This window comes from Vulgatibacter incomptus (genome assembly GCF_001263175.1).
GTDB lineage: Bacteria > Myxococcota > Myxococcia > Myxococcales > Vulgatibacteraceae > Vulgatibacter > Vulgatibacter incomptus.
Window position 1 is genome coordinate 3783603 of sequence record NZ_CP012332.1, and the last position, 25150, is coordinate 3808752.

Annotated in this window: 20 protein-coding genes and 1 pseudogene; 14 read left to right on the plus strand and 7 right to left on the minus strand. The window is 68.8% G+C overall.

The window, feature by feature from the left end; translation table 11 throughout:
• Positions 1-23: 23 nt before the first annotated feature.
• Positions 24-863 (plus strand): carbon-nitrogen hydrolase family protein, encoded by an 840-nt coding sequence (locus AKJ08_RS15910; protein WP_050726968.1) that lies wholly within the window; start codon positions 24-26, stop codon positions 861-863.
• A gap of 1114 nt (positions 864-1977) precedes the next feature.
• Here the strand turns inward: AKJ08_RS15910 and rsmG are convergent.
• Complete coding sequence (rsmG, locus tag AKJ08_RS19975) at positions 1978-2637, minus strand: 16S rRNA (guanine(527)-N(7))-methyltransferase RsmG (protein WP_169788858.1); 660 nt, start codon at positions 2635-2637, stop codon at positions 1978-1980.
• Positions 2638-5863: 3226 nt separating this feature from the next.
• Here rsmG and AKJ08_RS15920 point away from each other — a divergent pair.
• The 11 genes and pseudogenes from AKJ08_RS15920 to AKJ08_RS15970 all read left to right on the plus strand — a co-directional run bounded on the left by AKJ08_RS15920 (position 5864) and on the right by AKJ08_RS15970 (position 16698).
• The gene (locus tag AKJ08_RS15920) at positions 5864-6661 is read left to right on the plus strand and encodes a ParA family protein (protein WP_050726970.1); all 798 of its coding nucleotides are present in this window, start codon (positions 5864-5866) and stop codon (positions 6659-6661) included.
• Positions 6662-6745: 84 nt separating this feature from the next.
• Positions 6746-7645 carry a ParB/RepB/Spo0J family partition protein gene (locus AKJ08_RS15925; protein ID WP_050726971.1) on the plus strand — a complete coding sequence of 300 codons (900 nt, stop codon included), beginning with the start codon at positions 6746-6748 and terminating at the stop codon, positions 7643-7645.
• Between the two features lie 82 nt (positions 7646-7727).
• Entirely contained in the window at positions 7728-8123 is a 396-nt protein-coding gene (locus AKJ08_RS15930; protein ID WP_420806372.1) for a bactofilin family protein, read from the plus strand.
• Positions 8124-8561: 438 nt separating this feature from the next.
• Positions 8562-9101: an ATP synthase F1 subunit delta gene (gene atpH, locus AKJ08_RS15935; RefSeq protein ID WP_050726973.1), complete on the plus strand. Its 540-nt coding sequence runs from the start codon at positions 8562-8564 to the stop codon at positions 9099-9101.
• Between the two features lie 57 nt (positions 9102-9158).
• Positions 9159-10685, plus strand: a complete 1527-nt coding sequence (gene atpA, locus AKJ08_RS15940) for a F0F1 ATP synthase subunit alpha (protein WP_050726974.1) — start codon at positions 9159-9161, stop codon at positions 10683-10685.
• 66 nt (positions 10686-10751) lie between these two features.
• Entirely contained in the window at positions 10752-11621 is an 870-nt protein-coding gene (atpG, locus tag AKJ08_RS15945) for an ATP synthase F1 subunit gamma (protein ID WP_050726975.1), read from the plus strand.
• Between the two features lie 76 nt (positions 11622-11697).
• Complete coding sequence (gene atpD, locus AKJ08_RS15950) at positions 11698-13143, plus strand: F0F1 ATP synthase subunit beta (protein WP_050726976.1); 1446 nt, start codon at positions 11698-11700, stop codon at positions 13141-13143.
• 9 nt (positions 13144-13152) lie between these two features.
• A pseudogene (locus tag AKJ08_RS15955) lies at positions 13153-13553 on the plus strand (F0F1 ATP synthase subunit epsilon).
• 135 nt (positions 13554-13688) lie between these two features.
• Entirely contained in the window at positions 13689-14426 is a 738-nt protein-coding gene (locus tag AKJ08_RS15960) for an MXAN_5187 C-terminal domain-containing protein (protein ID WP_050726977.1), read from the plus strand.
• A 396-nt stretch (positions 14427-14822) separates the two neighbouring features.
• Positions 14823-15218, plus strand: coding sequence for a hypothetical protein (locus tag AKJ08_RS15965; protein ID WP_050726978.1), 396 nt, complete (start codon positions 14823-14825; stop codon positions 15216-15218).
• A gap of 106 nt (positions 15219-15324) precedes the next feature.
• On the plus strand, positions 15325-16698 hold the full coding sequence (locus AKJ08_RS15970; protein ID WP_050726979.1) for a formimidoylglutamate deiminase: 1374 nt from the start codon (positions 15325-15327) through the stop codon (positions 16696-16698).
• Between the two features lie 42 nt (positions 16699-16740).
• Here the strand turns inward: AKJ08_RS15970 and AKJ08_RS15975 are convergent, their stop codons facing one another.
• The 5 genes from AKJ08_RS15975 to AKJ08_RS15995 all read right to left on the minus strand — a co-directional run bounded on the left by AKJ08_RS15975 (position 16741) and on the right by AKJ08_RS15995 (position 22281).
• Positions 16741-17760 (minus strand): synaptic vesicle VAT-1 family membrane protein, encoded by a 1020-nt coding sequence (locus AKJ08_RS15975; protein ID WP_050726980.1) that lies wholly within the window; start codon positions 17758-17760, stop codon positions 16741-16743.
• Between the two features lie 172 nt (positions 17761-17932).
• Positions 17933-18862, minus strand: coding sequence for a FecR family protein (locus AKJ08_RS15980; RefSeq protein WP_050726981.1), 930 nt, complete (start codon positions 18860-18862; stop codon positions 17933-17935).
• A gap of 5 nt (positions 18863-18867) precedes the next feature.
• A complete protein-coding gene (locus AKJ08_RS15985) occupies positions 18868-19467 on the minus strand; it encodes a sigma-70 family RNA polymerase sigma factor (protein ID WP_082343273.1) in 600 nt (199 codons plus the stop codon).
• A gap of 25 nt (positions 19468-19492) precedes the next feature.
• Positions 19493-21043: a hypothetical protein gene (locus tag AKJ08_RS15990; RefSeq protein WP_050726983.1), complete on the minus strand. Its 1551-nt coding sequence runs from the start codon at positions 21041-21043 to the stop codon at positions 19493-19495.
• Complete coding sequence (locus AKJ08_RS15995; RefSeq protein ID WP_157370755.1) at positions 21040-22281, minus strand: DNA polymerase IV; 1242 nt, start codon at positions 22279-22281, stop codon at positions 21040-21042. Before AKJ08_RS15995 ends, AKJ08_RS15990 begins: the two co-directional genes overlap by 4 nt.
• A gap of 17 nt (positions 22282-22298) precedes the next feature.
• Between AKJ08_RS15995 and AKJ08_RS16000 the strand changes: the two genes are divergently transcribed.
• Together AKJ08_RS16000 and AKJ08_RS16005 are read left to right on the plus strand one after the other, a co-directional pair.
• Positions 22299-23771 (plus strand): oxidoreductase, encoded by a 1473-nt coding sequence (locus AKJ08_RS16000; protein ID WP_050726985.1) that lies wholly within the window; start codon positions 22299-22301, stop codon positions 23769-23771.
• A 66-nt stretch (positions 23772-23837) separates the two neighbouring features.
• A complete protein-coding gene (locus AKJ08_RS16005; protein WP_082343274.1) occupies positions 23838-24464 on the plus strand; it encodes a glutathione peroxidase in 627 nt (208 codons plus the stop codon).
• A gap of 59 nt (positions 24465-24523) precedes the next feature.
• Here AKJ08_RS16005 and AKJ08_RS16010 read toward each other — a convergent pair whose 3' ends face one another.
• A complete protein-coding gene (locus tag AKJ08_RS16010; protein ID WP_050726986.1) occupies positions 24524-24979 on the minus strand; it encodes a hypothetical protein in 456 nt (151 codons plus the stop codon).
• Between the last annotated feature and the right edge of the window lie 171 nt (positions 24980-25150).

Below are 25150 nucleotides of genomic sequence, written 5' to 3' on the forward strand. Positions count from 1 at the left end.
TCGACACGCTCTAGGCTCGCGCAATGGAACGCGTGATCGCCGCTGCCGTCCAGCTCACCTCCACCGAGGACCGTGCCCGGAACCTGCGGGAAGCGATGCGGTGGATCGACGAGGCCCATCGTCGCGGGGCCGGCTTCGTCGCGTTGCCCGAGAACGTCGACCTAATGGGCTCCGAGGAGGCGAAGATCGCGGGCGCCGAAGCTGTCGATGGGCCGACCTTCCAGGCGTTCGCGGCGCGCGCGAAGGCGCTCGGAATCTGGGTGCTGGCTGGCACGCTCGCGGAGCGGGCCTCACCCGGGCGAATCTTCAACACCAGCGTGCTCTACGATCCGGAGGGCGCCGCCGCTGCCGTCTACCGGAAGGTCCACCTCTTCGACGTCGACCTGGCCGACGGCGTCCGCTATCGCGAGAGCCGGGTGGTCGAGTCGGGCAGGGAGCTCGTCGTCGCCGAGGCGGGATTCGGCAGGGTGGGGCTGTCGATCTGCTACGACCTGCGCTTTCCCGAGCTGTTCCGGGCGCTTGCGCAAAAAGGGGCCGAGATTCTCGCCGTCCCGTCGGCCTTCACGCTCCACACCGGCAAGGACCACTGGGAGGTCCTTCTCCGCGCCCGAGCCATCGAGAACACTGCCTATGTGATTGCGCCGGCGCAGGTAGGTCGCCACGGAGCCGGCCGCACCACCTACGGAAACGCGATGATCGTGGATCCGTGGGGGGCGGTGATCGCCCGTTGCTCCGATGGCCCGGGCATCTGCCTCGCCGAGCTGTCCCCAGAGGTCCTCCTCAGGGTGCGGCGCGAGCTCCCGAGCCTCGGCCATCGGCGTGTCGGAGTCTCCGGCTCGTTCTCCGACACCGATCGCGGTTGACTTCGAGCTGAGGTGGGAGGTCTGACCACCTTTCGGCCTACCAGACGGGTCCGAATTTCGGCGCGGGTGGAGCGATCCGGCGTCTCGATTTCTGCGCACTCGAGAACGTAAGTTGCACGCCTTGTCAAAGGAAAACGTGCTTTCTTGACCCGAGGCACCTATTCCTGGCCTGTGGATAACCTGGAATTTGGTCGACGTCCCACTGAAGCGCTCTAGCCGGGCGCAAGATCGACGATCGCAGTGCCCGCGGCGGCCCTATGTCCTATCACTCGTTCATCGATCTGGGGCCATTCTGGAGAGCCGAAATAATTCACATATCGTAGGGTATGGTCATCACTATTTCCTTGACGCCGCCAATTGCAATCGAAAACGGCATCGAACTCGCCGTCTCGAGCCCGGGATGCCCCGGTCAGTTTGTCTGCGATGCAAATGTCAAGTGTTTCGATAGAGCTTGTTAGATTGGTGTTTCTTGGGTCAGCTACTGCGTCTGCTGTCAATAGATTTTGGCGTTTTGCGTCGTTTCTTTATCCGGCCACCGGCCTGATCTGAGGTTGCCCGCCGCTTGAAACGAGCGCCACGGCGACAGCCGCCGCCGCCGAAGGGCCCAGATCGACGCGAAGGAGGGCAGGGCGATCGGGCCATGGAGCTCGCAGTCGTCTCACTCCCGGCCGAGAGTTCCGACGGGGGCCTCGCATGCAGCCCGGTGGAGCTCGGTCTCCCGGGGCGCCCGCGCGTCGCGCCGTACCGCATCTCCCGAGCACGAAGCTCACACGTTTCACGCTCCCCGCGGTGCGGCGCGATCCCGGTGATCGACCGGTTCACATGCGCGCCGGCGGGCCGGGAGTAGGGGCTCGGGGGCCGTGATCTGCGGCGCGGCCCGAGCCCGGGGCTCAGGGGGCGTCCACTCGAAGTCGCGGTACCGGCGATTGAATCCCCTAGCGGCGTCCTCGACCTCGCGGCAAGGGCGTGGCCGACGCCGGTCGGGACGAGTCCGGCTCGAGATCTCGACCGGGTAGACGGTGGCAAGCTGCCGGCTCCTCCCGGTGCTCGAAACCCATGCCCCGCGGTGGTCGGCCGATCCCTGCGATTCAGCGGGATCGGCCGCGCACGAGCTTCAACCCTCGCGCATCAGGAGTAGGGCTCGTCGAGCACCCGACGGGAGCCGGTAGCGCTCCATGGCGATGGCCCCGGGACTGACGCCAAGGTCGGCTTCGAGCTCGGAAATCGCCGGCTCTTCCGAGCCCAGCATCGCAATGGCCAGACCGCCGGGGCGAACGTAGGGCTTGGCCAGCGCGAGCCACTCCCCGGGCGCCGCAAACGCCCGCGAAACCACGACGTCCGACGGTGCGATTCCCTCGCTCGCGGGATCGCCCTCGATCCGCAGATGGGCTGCTCGCGCATTCCGGAGGCCCAATCGCGCGATGACCGTCTTCAAGAAGAGCACCTTCTTCTCGGTGCGGTCGACCAGGAGGCACTCGACGTCCGGCCGGACGATGGCCAGCGGAATTCCGGGGAAACCGCCTCCCGTCCCGACGTCCAGCAGCTTGGCTCCATCGGGGACGTGGCGGCCGATGGCCAACGAGTCCAGGACGTGCAGCTCGGCAACCGCTGCGGGATCCTCGATCGCGGTCAGGTTGATCTTGCGGTTCCACTTGAGGAGCTCGGTGACGAAGGCCGCCAGCTTGTCCAAGGCCTCCGGGCCGACCTCCACTCCGAAGCTTCGACGAGCCTCGTCCACCACGGCTTTCAGGGCGATCTCCACAGGCTCCTCCACGGGACGGATCTCCAACCCACGTGTTTCATTGGCGAATCGGCAACGCACGGACGAAACCACAGATCTTCCACAGTTTGGGGAAAACGCCGCGTCGGTCGCCGTGAGGAGGTGCTTGCCACAGCTTGGCGTCGAGTTCCAGGGGAAGCCGGGAGCGTTTGTGCCCGGCGGGTCTCGGCCAGCTGGCTGGGCGGTTGTTCGCCCCGGAACTGGGCGGCACCGGCCCGGCATGTGTTCCTCGCCAACGCCTCGCGCGACTCCGTCGCAGCAGTCCCCCTCGCTTCCGCCGTTGGAGTCGTCCGTGGAGTACGCCCGCTTTCGCCGCGCGGCTCGTAGTCCCTCGAGGGTCCGCTCCCGACGGCGGGACCAGCAGTGCTGACGACTCGGGGTGACGTCGACGAGCTCCGCGTCTGACTCGAGGTGGCGCGCGGATACGTGGCCGTTGGCTGGCTCGCGCGGGGATGGCGAGCGCATAAATGCCGGTCGCGCTGCGCCCGCAAGGTCTGGCGTCGGGCAAGTTGGTTCAAAGGCACCCGGGTCGAACGCAAGAGCTTGAGGTTCGGGGTTGGCGGCAACCGAACTCCCGGTCCAGTCCAGACCCAGCTCGAGTCGACTTGGAGAGACCCCCTCCCGGCTGGAGCGTGGTGGAACCCGATTCGGGAGGCGCTGGAAGATCGGGGAGTCGCGTTCAAGGGACGGAGTTTGGCGAATCGCGCAACCCGTGAGCGCCGCTCGAGTCCGGGTGAGCTTTCCTCGGCCTCGCGCGGCGGGCTGCTGGAGGGGGAGGTTTGAAAGGTGATCGGACAGCCACGGCTGCCATTCTGCAGGGTGGACCGACGTCGAGCGGGATCGTGCAGGGTGGGGGAACCCGTCGCGGCAGGGTCACGGCTCTCGGATCGACAATTGCGTCGGTCCAGCGGGAGCCCCGACTCCCCGCGGATCGACCTGAGTGGAGCGCTCGGATTGACTCGACACCTACGGGCCGCGCTTGGACCGAGGCTGAACGGCAACGGAGCCCCTCAGATTCGCCCCCGCCGCCGGTCCGGAATGTCTCGGCGTTCGTTCGCCTGGGCAGTACGAGACCTCGAAGATCGGCGGGTTTGAGCGGGCCTCGCGTCGCGAACCCGGAGGTGCGTCGACATGCCCTCATCTCGGTAGAGCGAGACCCAAAGCTCTCCGCTACGGAGCGGAGTGGATGCTGGAGCAGGCCCGGAGTGCCCGAAACCGGCAGGGTCGGGAGAGCCCTGGTGCTGGGTGAAGCGGTGGTGTCACTTCGGCCCCAGGCCCGGAGCTGCGTCGACACCCGTCGGCCCTGGCCAGGTGGAGGCCAGAGGGCTCGACCGGTGGCCAATCCGACTCGTAGCGAGGTTGGACGGGCTCGCGTGGACCCGAGCGTTCGCATCGGGAGCTCGAAGCATGCGCCGGCGGTCACGATTGGCGTTCGATTCGAGCCGCGAGACTCGAATCGGATCGGGTTGCCTTCCAGGGCGGAGGACCCGGATTCGTAGCCCGCATTTCGGTATCCGGCGGGGCTCAATGGCGGCCAATTCGTGCTGGCCGGGTCGGTCCGGGTGGAGATCTGGGGTCCCTCAAACCACGGACATGGTGCCGGCAGGTCCTGCCGCTCTGAGTTCGAGCTCAAACTGGACCTGTCCTGCTCTGTCGAGGAGGGCGGGGTGGGGCTCTTCGAAGGGATGGCTTCACGGGAGCGCGCTCTTGGATTCCGAGAGCCCATTCGCTCGCTCGGCGAGCGTTCCACGTGAAACCCTCCGACGGAGGGGTCGTCGAACGCGTTGGCGGGTGACCGGCTCTGCGAACGCGGCCCACGAGATCGCGCCAGAGTTGGGAGCGCTAGCTCAACGGGGCGTCGCCCCCCGCACCTGGGATTGGTCGAGTCGCTGTGCCGATCGTCGGGCGAGGAGGTGTCCGAGACCGGTCGTTCAGATTGCCCTTCGAATCTCCGCCGGCTCGCGCCTAGGGGTACCGTGTCGCCTAGAGAATCGGGCCGCAATAGCGGGTCCCGACGAAGTCCGAGCGCTCTCAAACATCCAGCTGATCGACGGGCTGGAGGTCTCCGAGATGTGGCTGCGCGGCCGGAGAGGTTCCCGCTTCCAAGCGGGGCGGGCACCTTCGGATCCAGGCGCGACGGCTCGACTGGGCCTTGATGCGGGTTTCGCGCCGAATGCTGAAACCCTGCGCTCGGCCTTCCCGCCACATCCGAGAAGGCAGTTCCCAGTCCCCGGGGCTGAAGGGGACCGACTGGTCGGACTCCCTCGCCGAGTGATGCCGTCGGAGTGGGGCATCGGGGACAGTGGGCCCGATTGAGCGCCGACGATCTCCCAGGTGCGGCAGGGTCTGGGGTGTAGCCGGGATTGCCAGGGAAGCGGAGGGCAAGAGGGCGAGCGAAGGGGAGACTCGGCCCTCTCCGCTTGAGGGAGCGGCGAAGCCGAGATCCCCGGCGGCCGACGCTGCCGCCCGCCGAGGAAGGGACGGAGTCCGGCACGGCTCTTTGAAGCACTGGGTGCGGCCCGGAGGTCCGGCCGCCCGGAGCCAGGTCCGGGCCGGTAGAGGGCTCCCGGCGATCCCATCTGCGCAAACCGCCACGGCGCGGCGCAGGGAGGGCCGGCCGCATTCGCCTCCGACGCTCCCTCAGGGCCCGCCACGGTCGCGGCAAGAGGACCTCGGCATCCACCGCCAACGAGCGAGCTGATCGCGCTCCTTTGCCCAGGGGGAGGCCACCTGCTCCCCTTGTGGCCTCGTGGAAGCAGTGCGTTTGGAGCCTCGGCGCGACCAGAGCGATCCGCCCCGGCTCCCGCGCAGTGAGAGACTCCTTTTGCCAGGGGAACCCGATGAGCGGTCCGGAAGAGCGCGTCTCCCTCGGAGGGTTTGGGCTCTCCGAGACCGGTGGTGCCGGGAGAAGGAACCCAGCCCGTCGACGTTCGATGGTCCGATCGAGCGGCACACGAAAGCCGCCAACACGGCCCGACTCCTCCAGTTTCCCGGAGGCGAATCGCCTGGCTCCTACGTTCCACGTGGAACGAAGTGGCAATGTCGGGGGGATCCGCTATCGTAGGCCGGACGTGACATTAGGTGCATCGTCACGCTCCCAGGGATCCAACGAACGGCCCTTTGGCGTTGCCGGCTTCGTTGAACGCGTGGTACCAGACAGCTTCAGCGTCGGCCCCCACCGGTTCGTCAGACCGCCCAGCTGTAGGAAAGCGAGTAGCCCGTGACTCGAATCCTCTCGATTTCCAATCAGAAGGGTGGCGTCGGCAAGACCACGACGGCGGTGAACCTGGCAGCGTCGCTGGCCTCTGCGGAGCGCCGAACGCTGCTCGTCGACCTCGATCCCCAGGGGAACGCTGGCTCCGGCCTTGGCATCGCCCGCGACCAGGTCGAGCTCTCCATCTATGACGCCCTGGTCGGCGAGCGGCGCATCGACGAGGTCGTCCGACCGACCGAGTTTGGCTACCTGGACGTGGCGCCGGCGAGCCGGGACCTGGTGGGCGCCGAGCTCGAGCTCGTCAACGCGGACCGGCGCGAGTTCCGACTGCGGGACGCTCTTGCAGGGGTGCAGGGCTACGACTTCGTGATCGTCGACTGCCCCCCGAGCCTCGGTCTCCTCACCCTGAATTCCTTGACGGCGTCGACCTCCGTCCTGGTCCCCTTGCAGTGCGAGTACTACGCAATGGAAGGGCTCTCGGCGCTCATGTCGACGATCAATCTGGTCCGCCAGGGCCTGAATCCCGCCCTCGAGATCGAGGGGATCCTCCTCACGATGTTCGATCGCCGCACGACTCTGTCGGCGCAGGTCGTGAACGAGGTGCGGGGCTTCTTCGGCGACCAGGTCTTCCAGAGCGTGATTCCGAGGAACGTCCGACTCTCCGAGTCGCCGAGCTTCGGCAAGCCGATCCTGCTCTACGACATCGAGTCCGCTGGCGCTCAGGGCTACCTCGCTCTTGCGCAGGAGCTGCTGGCGAAGAGCGACGCTCCTTCGGGCGAGCCGAAGTCGGCGGCGGTGGGCTGAGCGAGGGGGCTTCGACCCAAGGCGCATCGCGCTCGCGCGCCTGGATCTTCAGCGAGCCAACTTTGAGGAGGGCGGTCTCGAGCAATGGAAATCGCGCGCGACAAGGCGAGTCGACTGGGCCGGGGATTCTCGGCGCTCCTTCCGAATGCAGGGCCCCAGGTGCCGGGCACTGAGCCGGCACGGCCGGCGAGCGGCGTGGTGAACCTCGCCATCGAGGAGATCGCGCCGGACAAGAGCCAGCCCCGACGCCGCTTCGAGGAAGCGAAGATCGAGGAGCTCGCCGCCTCGATCCGGACCAAGGGTGTGATCCAGCCGATCCTGGTTCGGCGGGATGGTGACCAGTACCGGATCATCGCCGGCGAGCGGCGTTGGCGCGCCTCGCAGCGGGCGGGGATGAAGTTCGTCCCCGCGCTGGTGAAGGAGGTCACCGAGCGTCAGGCCTTCGAGCTCGCGCTCATCGAGAACATCCAGCGCGAAGACCTTAACGCGGTGGAGGAGGCCGAGGCCTACCGACGGCTGATCGACGAGCACGGGCTCACGCAGGAAGGCTGCGCGGAGCGGGTGGGGAAGGATCGCTCCTCGATCGCCAACTCCCTCCGCCTCCTTCGGCTGCCGGACGACATCAAGGAGGCCCTGACCGAGGGCGAGCTCAACATGGGGCACGCCCGTGCCCTACTGGGTCTGGCAGACGAAGCCGCTATGAAGCGGGCCGCGAAAGAGGTGGCGTCGAAGAGCCTCTCGGTGCGGCAGACCGAGCAGCTCGTCCGCAAGCAGAAGGAGTCCGGCGGCGAGTCCAAGGCGGGTGAACCCGTTGTGAAGCCGGATAACACTGCGCAGGTCCGCTCGGTCGAAGAGAGGCTGCAGCGTGCGCTGGGTACGAAGGTCCGGCTGACGGACAAGGGCAAGGGTCGCGGCCGACTCGAGATCGAGTTCTTCTCCTACGAGGAGCTCGACCGGTTGCTCGCGGTGATGATGGGGCAGTGATACCCGGGTCGGACCCGGCCCGGTCGGTCCGATGTTCCGGACCGTTCGGCGTCGGGGTCTCCTGGAGGCGAGGTAGATGGCGATGTCGCGGCGAGAAGAAACGTCGAATCCTGGCTCGATCAACGCAGTCCTCGGGCGGGGCAGCTCGTTCGAGGGGAAGCTCAACTTCGAAGGAACGGTCCGGATCGAAGGCAAGTTCGGCGGCGAGATCCACACGTCGGACACCCTGGTGATCGGCGAGGGTGCCGAGGTGAAGGCCGAGATCTTCGCTGGCACCGTGATCGTTTCCGGCGGGAGGGTCACCGGGAACATTCGGGCGAAGACGTTGATCGAGCTCGAGAAGGAGGCCCGGGTGTACGGCAGCCTCGAGAGCCCGGCCGTCAAGATCGACCGAGGCGTGATCTTCGAGGGCACGTGCAAGATGGAGAAGCTCGACGAGCCCAAGCTGAAGCCGGTCGCTTCGGTGGAGAAGGCCTAGGCGGCCGGGCAGGCGAGGCCCCGAGCGCGCCCATATGAAGAAGTCAGGTGAGCGAGCTTCGACAGGCTCGTTCGCCGGCACGGTCCAGCCGGGGGAAGAAGCCCGAGGCCGGGGCCGTTCTCGGCGTCAGGCATGCACACCTGTTTCGGGCGGATTTACGAGGCCCGGGGGCGGACCTGGGCGGTCGGGTCTTGGAAGTGGACCAGGGGTCTACGTTCCTCCCGCGGCCTGCCTCGCCTCCCAGATCGGTCTTTTCCGGCCGGCGCCGGCTCGATCGGTCGAACCGGGTCCAACCCGGCGTGCAGACGAAGCTTTTTGGAAATCCGGCCGTAGGGGTTCGTCCTTGACCGAACATCCGTCTCCGTGCTATGTGCCGCGTCCTTTTTCCGGGCGTTCGCCGCGCGGAAACCGTCGCGCAACGTCGCCCTGGAGGAATCCTTGATTGAGTCGTCGATCGCTCGGCGGTACGCACGGGCCCTGTTCGAATCGGTAGGCGCCGAGTTCGCCCGCGTAGGCAGCGAGCTCGAGAGCGTCGCGCGCAGCTTCAAGGATCAGCCCGAGCTGACGGCGTTTCTCTCCGATCCCAGCGCATCGCGTGAGAGCCGCCGGACCTTCCTCGACGCGGTGATCTCGAAGACGGGCCTCCATCCCATGGCGGGGAACCTGCTTCGGCTCCTCGACGATCGCGGTCGCCTCCTCGACCTGCCCGCCATCGCCGCTGCCTACAGCGGGATGGTGGACGAGCACGAGGGCCGGGTGCGAGCCGAGGTCACGACCGTCGACGGGCTCGGCTCGGAGCTGGCGGAGCAGCTGAAGAAGGCGCTCAGCTCCGCGACCGGCAAGCAGGTCGAGCTGTCGACGCACAGCGATCCGGGGATCCTCGGCGGCATGATCGCCCGGGTTGGAAACACCGTCTTCGACGGCAGCCTTCGCAGCCAGCTCGAGCGCATGAAGCGCGAGCTGGTGGGCCAGCCGTAACGAACCTTCTTTCGTGATTCGTCGCGCCGCCCCGAGCGGTGCGAGTGGAGAGACAGCATGGACATCCGAGCCGACGAGATCAGCCGGATCATCAAGCAGCAGATCCAGGAGTACGGCAAGAAGGTCGAGGTCTCCGAGACCGGGACGATCCTCTCGGTCGGCGACGGTATCGCCCACGTCCATGGGCTCTCCGGCGCGATGGCCGGCGAGCTCGTCGACATGCCGGGCGGCACCCGCGGCATGGTGCTGAACCTCGAAGACAGCAACGTCGGCGTCGCCATCATGGGCGAGTTCGGCCACATTCGCGAAGGCGACGTGGTGAAGCGGACCGGCCGCATCGCCGAGGTGCCCGTCGGCAAGGGCCTCGCGGGTCGCGTGGTGAACGCGCTCGGTGAGCCGCTCGACGGGAAGGGCCCGATCGAGGCGACCGAGATGCGCCGCGTCGAGGTCAAGGCTCCCGGCATCATCGCCCGTGAGTCGGTGAAGCAGCCGATGCAGACCGGCATCAAGGCGATCGACGCCATGATCCCCATCGGACGCGGCCAGCGCGAGCTGATCATCGGCGACCGCCAGACCGGCAAGACCACGGTGGCGGTGGACGCGATCCTCAACCAGAAGGGCCAGGGCGTCTACTGCATCTACGTGGCCATCGGCCAGAAGCAGTCGACGGTCGCGCAGGTGGTGGAGCGGCTCCGCATCGGTGGCGCCCTCGAGTACACCACCGTGGTCGCGGCGAACGCCTCCGACCCCGCGCCGCTGCAGTTCCTCGCCCCCTACGCCGGCGTGGCGATGGGTGAGTACTTCCGCGACAACGGCATGCACGCGCTGATCGTCTATGACGATCTCTCCAAGCAGGCCGTCGCCTACCGCCAGCTCTCGCTGCTCCTCCGCCGTCCCCCGGGACGCGAGGCCTACCCCGGCGACGTCTTCTATCTCCACTCCCGCCTCCTCGAGCGCGCCTCGAAGCTCTCGAAGGCCCTCGGCGGCGGCTCGCTGACGGCGCTGCCGATCATCGAGACCCAGGCGGGCGACGTCTCGGCGTACATCCCCACCAACGTGATCTCGATCACCGACGGGCAGATCTACCTCGAGTCGGACCTCTTCTTCTCGGGCGTCCGTCCGGCCATCAACGTGGGCCTCTCGGTGTCCCGCGTCGGTGGCTCCGCGCAGATCAAGGCGATGAAGCAGGTCGCCGGCACCATGCGAATCGAGCTCGCCCAGTTCCGTGAGCTCGCGGCCTTCGCGCAGTTCGGCTCCGACCTCGACAAGGCGACCCAGGAGTCGCTGGCTCGCGGCGAGCGTCTCGTCGAGGTGCTGAAGCAGGGCCAGCACCAGCCGCTCCCGGTCGAGAAGCAGGTCATCCAGCTCTACGCCGCCACCGCGAAGGACGCGAACGGCGTCGGCTGGATCCGGAACGTCCCGGTCGATTCGGTCAAGCGCTACATGGAAGAGCTGACGGCTTTCATGGACAGCAGCTTCCCCGACGTCGCGAAGCTGATCGCCGAGAAGAAGGAGCTGAACGCCGAGGTGAAGGGCGCGCTCGACAAGGCGCTCGTGGCGTTCGCCGACGTCTTCGAGGCGTAAAGCAAGGGAATCGGGTTCGGGGAGCGGCCAAGGGCGGCTCCCCGGACCGTCATGTAGGAGCAAGGCGTGCCTTCGCTGAGAGACATCAAGAGGCGCATCGGCTCGGTGCGCAACACCCAGCAGATCACCAAGGCGATGAAGATGGTCGCCGCGGCGAAGCTGCGCCGCGCCCAGGACGCGATGCTCCGGGCCCGGCCGTACGCGGACAAGATCGAGGAGGCCCTCGACGCGATCGCGACGTACGCCGACGAGGAGGCTCATCCTCTCCTCCAGCGCCGTGTGCCGCGGCGGGTGGAGCTGGTGGTGATGACCTCGGATCGCGGCCTCGCCGGTGCGTTCAACTCGAACGTCCTTCGGCGCGCCCAGCGCTTCCTCCACGAGAATCAGGACCGCTATGAGCGGATCCAGGTCTCGACCATCGGCCGCAAGGGCCGGGACTTCGTGCGCGCGCGCAACATCCAGACGCGCCGCGACTACCCGGGTGTGTTCGAGGAGCTGACCTTCGACAAGGCCAAGTCGATCGCCGAGGAGCTCCAGGCGTCGTACCTCGACGACAAGCTCGACGCGGTCTTCCTCCTCTTCAACCAGTTCCAGTCGGCCATTTCGCAGAAGCCGACGATCGTGGAGCTCCTCCCGATCGCGACGGAGCCGGCTGACGAGGGCGTCGCCGGCGGCCAGGTCGATTTCCTCTACGAGCCCGACCGCGGTGCGGTGTTGAACGAGCTGCTTCCCCGGCACCTCGCGATGCAGGTGTGGAGGGCCCTCCTCGAGTCCGTGGCCTCCGAGCACGGCGCCCGCATGGCGGCGATGGAGAGCGCGACGAAGAACTCGGGCGAGCTGATCGGAAAGCTCAAGCTTCAGTACAACCGCGCGCGCCAGGCCTACATCACCAAGGAGCTGATGGAGATCGTCTCCGGCGCAGAGGCGCTCAAGTAAGGGCAACGCGAACGTGAGTGCATCGAACGAATTCAGGAACGGGTCTCTCGGCGGATCCCAGGACGCAGGAAAGAACATGGCCACCAAGCTTGGTCGTAACCACGGACGGATCACCCAGGTGATCGGTCCCGTCATCGACGTGGAGTTCCCCGCGGGCTCGCTGCCCGAGGTCTTCACGGCGCTCACCGTCACCAACCCCGCCATCGACGACCGCCAGGACAACCTGGTCGTCGAGGTGGCGCAGCACCTCGGCGAGAACACCGTCCGCTGCATCGCGATGGACTCGACCGACGGTCTGGTGCGCGGCCAGGAAGTGAAGTCGACCGGCGCGCCGATCTCGGTGCCCGTGGGCAAGGCGACGCTCGGCCGCATCTTCAACGTCGTCGGCGAGCCGATCGACGAGAAGGGCCCGGCCAATGCCGAGGCGCGGCACCCGATCCACCGGACGCCGCCTCCGTTCGTCGACATGGTCGTCCGTGCCGAGATGCTCGAGACGGGTATCAAGGTCGTCGACCTCCTCTGCCCCTACACCCGAGGCGGCAAGATCGGCCTCTTCGGCGGCGCCGGCGTGGGCAAGACCGTGACCCTGCTCGAGCTGATCCGGAACGTCGCCATCGAGCGTGGCGGCTTCTCGGTCTTCGCCGGCGTCGGTGAGCGTACCCGTGAGGGCAACGACCTCTACGGCGAGATGATCGAGGGCGGCGTGATCAAGCCCGACGACCTCGAGAAGAGCCAGGCCGTTCTCGTCTTCGGTCAGATGAACGAGCCCCCCGGCGCTCGTGCCCGCGTGGCCCTCTCCGGCCTCACGATGGCGGAGTACTTCCGCGACGAAGAGAAGCGCGACGTTCTCCTCTTCGTGGACAACATCTTCCGCTTCACCCAGGCGGGCTCCGAGGTGTCGGCGCTCCTCGGCCGCATCCCCTCGGCCGTGGGTTACCAGCCCACGCTCTCCACCGAGATGGGCGGCCTCCAGGAGCGCATCACCTCCACCAAGGACGGCTCCATCACCTCGGTGCAGGCCATCTACGTCCCCGCCGACGACCTCACCGACCCGGCGCCCGCGACGGCCTTCGCCCACCTCGACGCGACGACGACGCTCTCCCGCGCCATCTCCGAGATGGGCATCTACCCCGCCGTGGATCCCCTCGACTCGACGTCGCGGATCCTCGATCCGGCGGTGGTCGGCAGGGAGCACTACGATGTCGCCCGCGGCGTGCAGAACACTCTGCAGCGCTACAAGGACCTCCAGGACATCATCGCCATCCTCGGCATGGACGAGCTCTCCGACGAGGACAAGCTCGTGGTGTCCCGCGCCCGCAAGGTGCAGCGCTTCCTCTCGCAGCCGTTCCACGTCGCCGAGCAGTTCACCGGCGTGGCGGGACGCTACGTGAAGATTGAGGACACGGTCCGCGGCTTCAAGGAGATCCTCGAGGGCAAGCACGACGACGTCCCCGAGCAGGCCTTCCTCATGTGCGGCACCATCGAGGACGTCCTCGAAAAGGCCGCCAAGATGGCGGCGTAAGGGAACCCCATGGCGATTCAGCTCGACATCGTCACCCCGAGCGTCAGCTGCTGTCGCTCGAGGTGGACTCCGTCAAGGCGCCCGGCGCGGACGGGAGCTTCGGCGTGCTGCCTGGCCACACGCCGTTCCTCACGGTGATGCAGCCGGGGGAGCTCTCCTACACGGTGGGTAATAAGGAAGAGCACTACTTCGTCGGAGGCGGCTTCGTGGAGGTCGCCGAGGGCAAGGTCATCGTCCTCGCGGAGAGCGCCGAGCCGGTCTCGGAGATCGATGTGGATCGGGCGAAGGCCGCCCTTGCCCAGGCGCAGGAGCGGCTCAAGGCCCTGCGCCAGGAAGAGGAAGCCGCCGCGATCGAGCGGGCCCGCGTGAAGCGCGCCGCTGCCCGGATCACGGTCGCCGGCCGACGGTAGGCGTCTCGAAACCCGGTAGTTCGAAGTGGCCCGCGCGGAACGACCTGCGCGGGCCGCTTCCGTTCTGGGCACATGGCTCTGCGGCGTCGTCGTGCGGGGCGTCTCGGTCTGGTAGAGTCTCCCCCGATGGCTGGGATGTCGAAGAACACCGGCGGCGGAGGGGACGAGGCCCTTCGGCGCGTGGCCGAGCTGGAGGCCGCGACCGAGGCGCTGAAGGTCCGTTATGAGCAGTTCTTCCAGGGCACGGCGCGAATGCCTCCTGCCGAAGATCACGCCCAGCTCCGCAGTGCGTTGCTGAAGCTGAAGGCCTCTGCGCCGCGTGGCGCGGCCGTACGGTTTCGCCTGGACGCCCTGTACAACCGCTTTCTTTCGTACGAGCGCATGTGGAGCCGCGTCGTTCGCGAGAGGGAGGAGGGCACCTACGCGCCGGACCTCGCGCGAGCCCGCCTCCGCCGCTCGCGTGAAGCGGGGGCCGGCGTTTCCGCGACTGCTCGGGCCGCGAGCGCCGCCGGAGCCGGAGTGGCCGCCGAGGCTGGTGGTGTCTCCGACTCGCGGGTCGCTGCCTCGTCGCCGGACCCGCGCGAAGCCGCGACAACTCAGGCTCCTGCGGTTCGCAAGGAATCGCCGGCTGGCCCTCGGGTGCCGCCCGCCTCCGGCTCGATCTCGGACGCACGGCTCCGTGCGATTTACGACTCCTACGTGCTCGCGAAGCGCCGGTGCGGCGAGAGCGCCGATGGCGTGAGCTTCGAGCGTCTCGCCGCGAAACTTCGGGGCCAGGTTCCGGGGCTCCTGGAGAAGCACAAGACTTCGAACATCGACTTCAAGGTCGTGATCCACGACGGCAAGGCGATGCTGAAGGTGGTCCCCGGATAGGTGCCGGGACTCTGGTGCGTCTGCTCTCGTAGCGGATGCCGCCATCGAGCCGGGCCCCTAGCTGAACGATCAATCGGTCCAGTCCTTTGACCTGTCGATTCCTCCGGACGGGGCGGTCTGTCGATCGGGCGGGCCGAGCGCCGTCCACCGGCCACGGCGGGTCGCCCGGAACCTCCCTGGGGCTGCCGCCTCCCGGTCTCCATCCACGATCCGACGCACGGCGCCCCGGGGGAGGTTCCTCCGGTGCACGGGTCGCGATAGGTGGGCAACTTGGTTGCACCGGGCAGGGGCGATGGCGAGTTTCACCCCTCTCGGCGGCCGTGTTCGGGGCCCGCCGTTCGGGGGCGGGGCGGGGGCTCCGCTCTCTAGGGCTCGATGGGCGCGCAGGAGGGGAGCGTGGACCTGGAACGCAAGCAGCGGTTCTGCATGGTCATTGGCGTAGCGGTGCTCGCCGGCGCCGGTTGCAAGGCGAGCGCTCGTCTCGAGGAACAGCGAGCGGCCCTCGATCGCGAGCAGGTCGAGCGGATGAACGAGCTCGAGAGATTGGAGGCCAGGCTCCTGGAGACCCAGGCCCGGACACGGAGCTGGGAGGAGCTGGGAGAACGCCACCACAGCGTGGTCGCGATCGCGTGCGAGAACGCGGCCTCCCACGTGGAAGGCATGGAGCGGAACGCGGCCCGCCAGGCGGAGAAGCGGCTGCTCCAGAGGCACCAGCTTGCCGAGGCTTCACCGACGCTCCAGGAGCCGCCCCCGCGGACGGGTGAGACGTCCAACGCGTCCATCCAAAACTGAGGCCCGCAGAACCAGCCGATTCCAGACTCTCTCGAGATGGACTTCGGCCTCGAGCTCGCCCTCGAAGCCGCTGCGCGGGCCACCTGATTGTGCGATACCCAGCGGTATGGAGATCCTCCTTCCGGATTTCGTCTACGTCGACGGCTCGCTCCGCGGCGGGCTTGCCGTTCATATCGGCGACGACGGCACCATCGCCAAGGTCGCGCCGCCTGCGCCGGGCGCGACCCTCACGCGGCTCGCCGGGAGGGCGCTCCTTCCGGGCTTCGTGAACGGCCACAGCCACGCCTTCCAGCGCGCGATCCGAGGCCGGTCGGAGTATCGCCAGAAGGGCAGGGCGACCGACGACTTCTGGACCTGGCGCGAGCAGATGTACGCCGCCGCCATGCGGGTCGACCCCGACCAGCTCGAGGCGATCTCCCGAATGGCCTTCGTGGAGATGGCCCTCGCCGGGATCACCTCCGTGGGGGAGTTCCACTATCTGCACCACCCCGCGGAGGGCGGCCGCTACGACGACCCGGACGAGCTTGCGGTGCGGGTGGCGAAGGCCGCCTCCGACGCCGGCGTCGAGCTGGTGCTGCTGCGGGTCGGCTACGCGCGGGCCGGTTTCGGGCGCGAGCCGAATCCGCGCCAGATCCGCTTCATCGATCGGTCCGCAGACGAGACCCTCGGCGCGGTGCAGCGGCTTCGGGGCCGCGGAATGCGGACCGGCGTCGCGCCCCACAGCGTCCGGGCTCTCCCGCTCGAGTGGCTGCGCGCGCTCGCCGACTACGCGCAGGCGCACCGGCTCCCCCTCCACATGCACCTCTCCGAGCAGCCGCGGGAGATCGACGAATCGGTCGCCGAACATGGGCTCCGCCCCGGAGCGCTGGCGCTGCGCGAGGGATGGGTGGACGAGCGCTTCACGGGTGTCCATGGCGTTCACTTGGAGCAAGGCGAGATCGACGGCCTCGGATCCCGCGGTGCGACCATCTGCGCCTGCCCGACCACCGAGCGGAACCTCGGCGACGGGATCGTGCGTGCGAAGGAGCTCCTCGCCGCCGGGGCGCGGATCTGCTTCGGCACCGACTCGCAGATCGAGATCGCGCCTCTCCAGGATGCGCGCGCCCTCGAGTACCACCTCCGGCTGCAGAAGCTCGAGCGGGCCATCCTGGGCAGCGACGAGGGCGACGATCGCCCCGACCGCCTGGCGGCGCGCCTCCTCGACTGCGCCACCCGGTCCGGCGCCCGCGCGCTGGGGCTTCCGTCGGGTCGGATCGAGGAGGGCCTCTCCGCGGATCTCGTCGCCGTCGACCTGGACGATCCCTCGATCTGCGGCGCCGCCGGTCCGGCCCTGCTTCCGACGATGGTCTTCTCGGCGGAGCGAACCGCCGTGCGGGAGGTCTGGGCGCGCGGCGTGAAGATCGTCTCCGAGGGCCGCCACATCCAGCAGGAACGCGCCGTGCGCGACTTCGCCCGGGTGATGGCCGAGCTCTGGAGCTGAAGACTCGCCTCGCGCCCGAGTTGCGGCCCTCGAGAGACAGCGTCAGACGGTGAGCACGACCTTGCCGAAGTTGTGCCGCTCCTGGAGCCGGTCGTGGGCCTTCCCGGCCTCCTCGAGTGGGAAGGTCGAGTCGATGTGCGGATCGATCGCGCCGGAGGACCAGCGGCGGACTAGCTCGTCCAGCATCTCCCGCATCTTGGCCGACTCGCCCCAGAGGTGGCCGAGGTTGATCCCGAACACCCCCTTGTTGTCGTTCATCAGCTTGATCGGGTGGTAGATCGGGGTCTGGGCCAGCGCCTTGGCGGCGGTGGCGAGGCTGCGCTTCTTTCCGCCGGCGCTGCTCGCCGACAGGCCGTAGAGGAAGAGGCGGCCGAGGGGCGCAAGGGAGCGGTAGCTCTTCTTCGCGCTCTCTCCCCCGATCGGGTCCAGCACCACGTCGACGCCTCGACCCTGGGTGAGATCGCGAATCTCCGCCTCGAAGTCGCGTGAGCGGTAGTCGATGGCGTGGTCGAGGCCGAGCGCCCGAAGCCGCTCGTGCTTCTCCGCGCTGGCCGTGCCGAAGGTCTCGGCGCCCAGCGCCTTCGCGAGCTGGAGGGCGGCGAGGCCCACGCCGCCGCCGGCGCCGTGGATTAGGATCCGATCGCCGGGCCGGACGGCCGCGAACCGATCGATCATGAGGAACGCGGTGAGGTAGTTGACCGGGAGCGCCGCCGCCTGGACGAAGTCCTTCCCCTCGGGGATCGGCAGCACCTGGCGGGAGGCGACCACCGCGGCTTCCGCGTAGCCGCCGAAGCGGGTCAGGGCGAAGACCCGATCGCCCGCCTGGATCCCTTCGACGTCCGCGCCGACCGCGTCGACCTCGCCGGCGACCTCGTAGCCGACCACCGTGGGCGGAGGTGGAGCGTCCGGGTAGAGGCCCATTCGGGCCAAAACGTCGGCGAAATTGACGCCCGAGGCTCGGACGCGGATTCGGACCTCCCCGGGACCTGGAACTGGATCAGGGGCTTCCTGGAGCTCGAGGGCCTCCGGCCCTCCGTGGCGGGCGATCGCTACCTGACGCATCGGCGTGACTCCCGCCGCGGCCGCCCGACCAGCCGAGCCCTCGCCGCACCCGCGAAAATAGTCACGATCGCCATCGCTTCAAGTGTTCGATCGAGGACCGTTAAAACGAACGGCGCCGGTCCAAGGTTCGGTCGTGACCGAACCGGACGCGGCGCCGCCGGATGAATGCGTGCTAGTGAACTTCGGCTGGCTGCTGGAGCCACTCGCGAAGGCGCTCGGCGCGATCGCTGTCGGGGAAGCTGGCGAAGAACTCGTCACCGAGGGCCCTGGCCTTGTCGGCGTGTCCGAGCCGGGCCTCCACGAGGCAGAGGTGGTAGAGGGCTTCTTCCCCGAGGATCCCGCCGGGGTTCGCCGAGCGGAACCGAGAGAGGAGGCCCGCCGCCTTCTCGAGCTCATTGCCGCTGGAGACCAGGACCAGCGCCTCGCGCAGGAGCCCTTCGGCCTCCGTCCCCTTGCGATCGCCGCAGAACCGATGCTCCCCGCCAGCGGACAGGAAGCGCTGTACACCCTGGGCATCGGTGATCCGCACCCGGCCCTCGTCGACCGCGACCACGCTGCACGTGCCCGCCGACGACACCGAGAACCGCGTCCCGACCACCTCGACCAGGACCTGCTCGGTGCGGACGAGGAAGCGCTGTCCGGTCGAGAGATGCTCCACGTCGAAGTGCGCCCGCCCCTGCTCCACGCGTAGCTCGGTGGCGTTGGGCTCCGCGAGCTCGACCCGCAGCCTCCCGCCGGGCTCGATCGCGATCCGGTGCGGGCCCACCCCGAAGCGGGTCTCCGACTCGCTGGCCTCCTGAACGCTGCCCTTCTCCGGGAACCGGAGGTCGGCCTTGGCGGCGGCCATGTGGCGGCCCTGCTCCCCGAGGCCCTCCGGCTGCCGGTCGGACTGGGCACCCACCACTGCCACCACGGCGACGGCCGCCGCGGCGAAAGCCGGGACCATCCACTTGCCGAAGAGGGGCGACGAAGGGGCACGCGATTCGCCCATCTTGGAGGCGCGGAGCGCGCCCTCCACGATTCGCCGGGTCGCCGCGTCGGTCGGCCGGGCATCGGCCAGCGCGCGGAGCGATTCGATTGGAAGCTCGTCGATGGAATCCATGTGTGTCATCGCTTCCCCCACGAGAGCCCCGCTTCCTCTGGTTCGGAGCTCTCCTCCCAGGCCTTTCGGAAGGCCTCCCGGGCCAGCCGAACCCGGCTCGCTACCGTCCCGGGCGGAATCCCCAGGGCCTCCGCGATCTCCTCGCGGGTGAGGCCGTCTACCTCGAGGAGCACCAGCGCCTCCACCTGTGCCTTCGGAAGTTTGGCGAGGCACTGGCGGACCGCGAGCTCCTGCGAGAGGTTCACCGGATCCTGCCGGTCGAAAGCGGGTTCGGTCGGCCGGTCGCCGAACAGGCTCCGCTTGAACCACGAGCTCCGTCGGACGTTTCCGACGACCCGGCGGGTGATCTGGAAGAGCCAGGAGGTCATCGCCTCCTCAGCTCTGCAAGTCTCGATCCGTCGGGTTGCGATCATGAAAACTTCCTGTGCTGCATCCTCGGCCTCGGATGGCTGCAGGCCGAGAAGAATGGCCCAGCGGTAGATCTGGGCGCTCCTCTTTCGAAACAACTGCTCCCACGCCGCGGGATCTCCCGCCTTGCATGCCTGGAGCATCAACCCACCCTTGTCGACGCTGGGGCCTGCCGGGTGCCGACCCCATCGTCCCATTCATGTCGCGTGCCGCTCATCTGGATCACCCCTCCCAGCCGATTGACCAGAATACACGGCCGGAGGCGGCGGCGAGCGCTCCCGAGGGCCCTTCCGGAAGCTGAATCGTCCGGGCGGTGGGGGTCCATTGCGCTTCCAGCCCGAGCCGGCTCGAGAAGCCGCCGTGGCGGAAGCCGAACGCCGATCCGGCCGAGGGGCCCAGGTCCCAGTAGGCGGTGGCCGCCGGGTCGTCGGAGTCGCGGCGGCGGACGCCCACCCGGTCGACGGCGACGCCCAGGGCGCCATCGAGGCTCCAGGCGCCCCGGCGGAGCAGGTCGGACTTCCACCCCGCGCTGAACGAGAGGGCCGTGACGTCGATCGGGACTCCGAGGTTCCACGTCGCGGTGCGCTGGAGGCCCGCGCGGAAGTAGGTCGGCCCGAAGGAGAGGGTCGCGCCTGCCCCGGGGGCGAAGAGTCCCGGGCTCATCCATCTGACGCCGGCGTCCGCCTCGGCCCGCAACGGCCAATCCGGCCACCAGCTCTCCGGCACCTTTCCGAAGTCCTCGACGGTCTCGGGGTCGGGAGGCGGGGGGAGCGGGTGCCCGAAGTCCTCGGCGTTGCCGCCACGGACGTCGAAGACGCGATGGGCGGAAGCAGGCGGCTCGACTCCCCCGGACAGCCGGTCCGGCGGGTCCCTGCTATCGACGGGCGATCTCAAAGGGCCGGAGGACGGCTGGCCGGCTCCCGCCTGTGCGAGAGGGTCGGTAGACTGCGGCGAGCCGTCGCGGGCGTCGTCCGGAGAGACGGCGGGCTCGTCGGGATCCTTTCCTTTCGGCTCGGTGCTGGCGGTTCCGGTGGGCGGGAGCGGAGCCTTGGGGCCGGGCTTGGATCCGGGCTGCGACTTCCCACCGGGTACCTTCGCTCGACCCTTTCCCGAGGAGGGAGGAGCCGCCCGTGGTGCGTTCCGGCCCGATCCCGCGCCCGCTCGATCGGCGGATGGACTCTTGGTTGGCCCGGACCGGCCAGTCGCGACGGGGGCAATAGGCGTTGGTCCGGAGGGATCTTCGCGTCCCGGCGCTTGGACGCCAGCAACGGCTTCTTCCACCGCAGCTTCGGCGGCGATCGGGTTGAGCGTGAGGGCGACGCGATCCTCGGCGAGCAACGACTCGAGGAGGAGCGAGAACTCCGAGAGCCGGCCCGCGAGCTCCAGGCGGCTCAGCGCGCGCTCCGGGCCGGCGATCCAGGGAACCCTCCGCTCGAGCACGAGGCCGCCCGGGCTTCGGAGCCGGAAGGCGAGGGAGGGGCCGCGGTTTTCGAAGTGGCCCAGGTAGGTGGTCGGGGACGTTGCGCCGCTACAATCCGGCCCGATCGCACGGACGTTGGCGGTCGACATCCACCGATCCAGCTGGGCGGCGGCGCCGGCGCTGGCGAGCGGATCGTCCACACAGATGATCACGTCGCTCCGGGGACCGGCGCCGATCGCGGCCAGCGGAATGGCCAGGGCGAGGAGGAGGAGGGCGCCCAGGCAAATGCGGAAGGCGCCGGCCCTCCACGGGAGCTCTGGTGTCCCTCGGACCCGTGGCGGAGGCCGGGTCATTCGAGCTCGCTCGCCCGCCGGATCGCGCCGGCACCGAAGCGGGCTCGAACGGCGTCCATGGCGCCGTCGAGGCGGCGTCGGGAGAGGTCGGGGCCGAAGAGCTCGCCCTGGACCGGCGCCGTCGGCTCCGCGAGGTCGAAGGCGGTCACGCCGACCAGCCGCATCGCCTCCCCGAGGTCAAACGAGCCGAGTAGCCCGACCGCCGCGTCATAGAGCGGCGCCGAGCCATCGGTGGGCCGCGAGAGGCGCGTCTGCCTGGCGTGGATCCGGAAGTCGGCGGTCTTCAGCTTCACCCGGACGCCGCGGGCGACCACGCCGTGCCGCCGCAGTCGCTCCGCCACCTTGTCCGCGGCGCGGCGCAGGTAGGGGCGGATCGCCTCCGCGCCGATCACGTCTTTCTCCAGGGTCTCCTCGGAGCCCACGCTCTGCGCTTCGCGGTGCGGAATCACCTCGCGTGGATCCTCCGCCCTCGCGAGGTGGATGAGGTGGGGACCCTGCTGGCCGAGAGACGACGCGAGGAGGGTCGGCGACGCCCGCGCCACGTCGCCGATGGTCCGCAGGCCCAGGTCCAGGAGGCGAGCCTCGGTCTTGGGGCCCACGCCCCAGAGCCGGCGAAGAGGCAGGGGCTCGAGGAAGGCGCGGGCTTCGTCCGGCGGGACGATCGTGAGGCCGTCCGGCTTTCGGTGGTCGCTCCCGACCTTGGCGACGAACTTGGTGGCGCTGATCCCCACCGACACCTTGAGGCCGGTGGCCTCGAAGACCCGTTCCTTCACCTTGCGGCCGAGCTCCTCGGGCGAGCCGTGGGCCGTGCCGCTCATGTCCATGAAGGCCTCGTCCAGGCTAAGGGGCTCGACGAGCGGCGTGAACGAGGAGAACACCTCCATCACCCGGGAGGAGATCTCCTTGTAGCGTTGGAAGCGGGGCGGGAGGACCACGGCCTCGGGGCATCGCCTCATCGCGACCGCCATCGACATGGCGCTGCCCACGCCGAAGCGGCGCGCCTCGTAGGAAGCGGTGGTCACGACGCTCCTCGCCCCCGGGTGCCCGACGATCAGCGGCCTCCCGCGGAGGTCGGGCCGGTCGAGGAGCTCCACCGCAGCGAAGAACGCGTCCATGTCGGCGTGAACGATGATCCGGCGCCACCCCGATCCGGGATCCCCAGCCATGACGTGACGGTGGCACGATCGGAGCCGTCGGCACAACGGCCGAGGTGGCCGCTTTGCTACGATGCGCGGCATTCCATCCGGGAGGAGCCTTGTCCGACCGCCGTCTCGAAGCGCTGCCGAAGGTCTCCCGCTGGCCCACGGCGGACGAGGCGGAGGCCTCCGTCCTCTTCTCGCCGCTGCGGCTCGGCCCGTCGCTCGCGGCGGAGGCGCGCACCTGGATTCCGGCCATGGTGCCCTGGCGTGCCACCGAGGAAGGCTTCGTCACCGACGCGGTGGTGGACTGGTACGCCCGCTTCGCCCAAGGGCAGCCTGGGGTGATCGTGGTGGAGGCGACCGGGATCCGCGACGTGCCCAGCGGCCTGCTGCTGCGGATCGGCCACGACCGCTACGTCCCCGGGCTGCGCCGGCTGGTCGACGCCGTTCGGGAGGCGAGCGGCGGCAGGACGCGCCTCCTCATCCAGCTCATCGACTTCCTCGCGATCAAACGCCGCCCGACCAAGGAGGCCTTCTTCACGCGCTTCCTCGCGGTCCATGAGGCGCTTCGGGCTCGCGCCGCCGAGGCCCTGGGCCGGCCCGAGCTTAGCGAGGCGGACGAGGCGACCTTTCGGCGCGCCCTCGCCGACGCGCCGGACGAGGTCCTCGCGGGGATCCTCTCCGAGCGGGATGTCGAGAGCTGGCGCCAGGGTTACCGGGAGCGCGTCACCGACCTGCACCTGCCGCACATCCGCGAGCTACCGGCCGTGCTTCCCGGTCTCTTCGCCGACGCTGCCCGGCGAGCGGCCGCCGCCGGCTTCGACGGCGTGGAGCTCCACTACGCCCACGCCTACACCATGGCCTCCTTCCTCTCCGCCCGGAACACCCGCGACGACGGCTACGGCGGGTCGCGAGAGGGACGGTTGCGCTTGCCCCTCGAGGTTTACCGCCGGGTACGACAGGAGGTCGGAGATGGGTACGCCGTGGGCTGCCGGTTCCTGGGCGACGAGGTGATCGAGGGCGGGAGCCGGGTGGACGACGCCGTCTACTTCGGCGTCGAGCTCGCGAAGGCGGGCATGGATTTTCTGAGTGTCTCCAAGGGCGGCAAGTTCGAGGACGCGAGGCAGCCCAAGGAGGGCGCGGCGGCCTATCCCTACACGGGACCCAGCGGACACGAGTGCATGCCCCACGTGCGGATCGACGAGCGGGGGCCGTTCTCGCGGAATGTGCCCCTCGCCGCCGAGATCCGGCGGGCGGCGCGGGAGGCGGGCCTCGAGACGCCGGTGATCACCGCCGGGGGAATCGCGACCTTCGACGAGGCGGAGGCGATCCTGCGTGGAGGCGATGCCGACGCCATCGGCTCCGCGCGACAGTCCCTCGCCGACCCCGACTGGTTCCGCAAAGTGCGGGAAGGGCATGGCGGGGAGATCCGCCGCTGCTTCTTCACCAACTACTGCGAGGCCCTCGACCAAGCGCACAAAGAGGTCACGTGCCAGAGGTGGGATCGCGTCTTCCCCGAGGGGGAAGGCGAGGTCCCCTTGGCGCGCGACGGACGTAGGCGGCTCACCGCCCCGGCGTGGCTCCGCTGACCGGGCGACGTGGCCGCCGCGGCCGGAGCTTGCGGGCGATGCCGGATTGGGGGAAGGGTAGACGCCATGAGCAAGAAGATCGGGATCGTGCTCGGCGCGGCGCTCGCCGTCGCCGGTTGCAACCGTAGTGAAGCGAAGCAGGAGCCGACGGCGAAGGCGGCCGTCGATCACGCGCCGGCCGCGCCGGCAGAAAAGGATTCGAAGCCCGTGATCATCGACCACAAGCTGGAGTCCCTCGAGGGAGAGCCCGTCGACCTGTCGAGCTACCGCGGCAAGGCGATGCTCCTGGTGAACGTCGCCTCCGAGTGCGGCTACACGCCGCAGTACGAGGACCTCGAGGCCCTCTACCAGAAGTATAAGGACAAGGGACTCGTGGTCATCGGCCTCCCCTCCAACGACTTCGGAGGACAGGAGCCGGGCAGCGCGGCGGAGATCCGGAAGTTCTGCGACACCCGCTTCCATGTGACCTTCCCGATGATGGCCAAGCTCCACGCCAAGGGCGACGAGATCTCGCCGCTCTACCGGACCCTCACCATGGAGACGCCGGAGGCGCTCCGCGGCGAGGTGCGCTGGAACTTCTCCAAGTTCCTCGTCGACACCAACGGCGTGCCCGTGGCCCGCTTCGACTCGAAGGTGAAGCCCCTCTCCGACGAGCTCGTCCAGGCGATCGAGAAGGTTCTTCCGCAGGGCTGATTGGTTCGAGGGGATCGCGTCCGCGTCGCGGGGCCGATCCTCACCTCGGGACTTCGTATTCAGTAGGGCCGCGAGAAGTTGTGCCCGAAGACGAAGTCGTTCCGCCGATTCTGCGAGTGGCACTCCAGGCAGGCGGTGGTCCCTCCGCCGCCGTAGCCTTCGATCGGCCTGCCGCGGGAGTCCTGGAGCACCTGCGAGTCCGCGAGCTGCAGCCAGTACCAGCGGCCCTGCGCCTTCGACATGATCGTCAGGACCGGAGGCTCGCCGAGGTCCGGGCTCGTCCGATTCTCTGCCACGAAGATCGCGCCGTTGGGCAACGGCAGGATGTCCTGCTCGATCGCGGCCTCCACGACTCCGTTGTAGTACGTGATCAGGTAGCGCCCGCCGTGGGCCTGGGAGAAGGTCGGCTCCGGGACCGTTCGGAAGGTCGGCCAGGTTCGGTAGCCCTGGATCTGGTCGAGGATCTGCTGCGCCTCTGGCGACGGAGCCGTGGTGTTCCCGCCTGGGACCGTCACGGGAGGCTGCGCCTGGCCGCCCTGCGGCGGGGCTTCGCGTTGCGGCATGGGGGCGGCCTGCGGAAGCGGTGCCGGGGACGACGCGCATCCCGCTAGGGCGACAGCGAGGACAATCGACAGGCGTTCGCCAACCATGGGCACTCCGATCGAGGGCAACCTCCCCCGATCTAG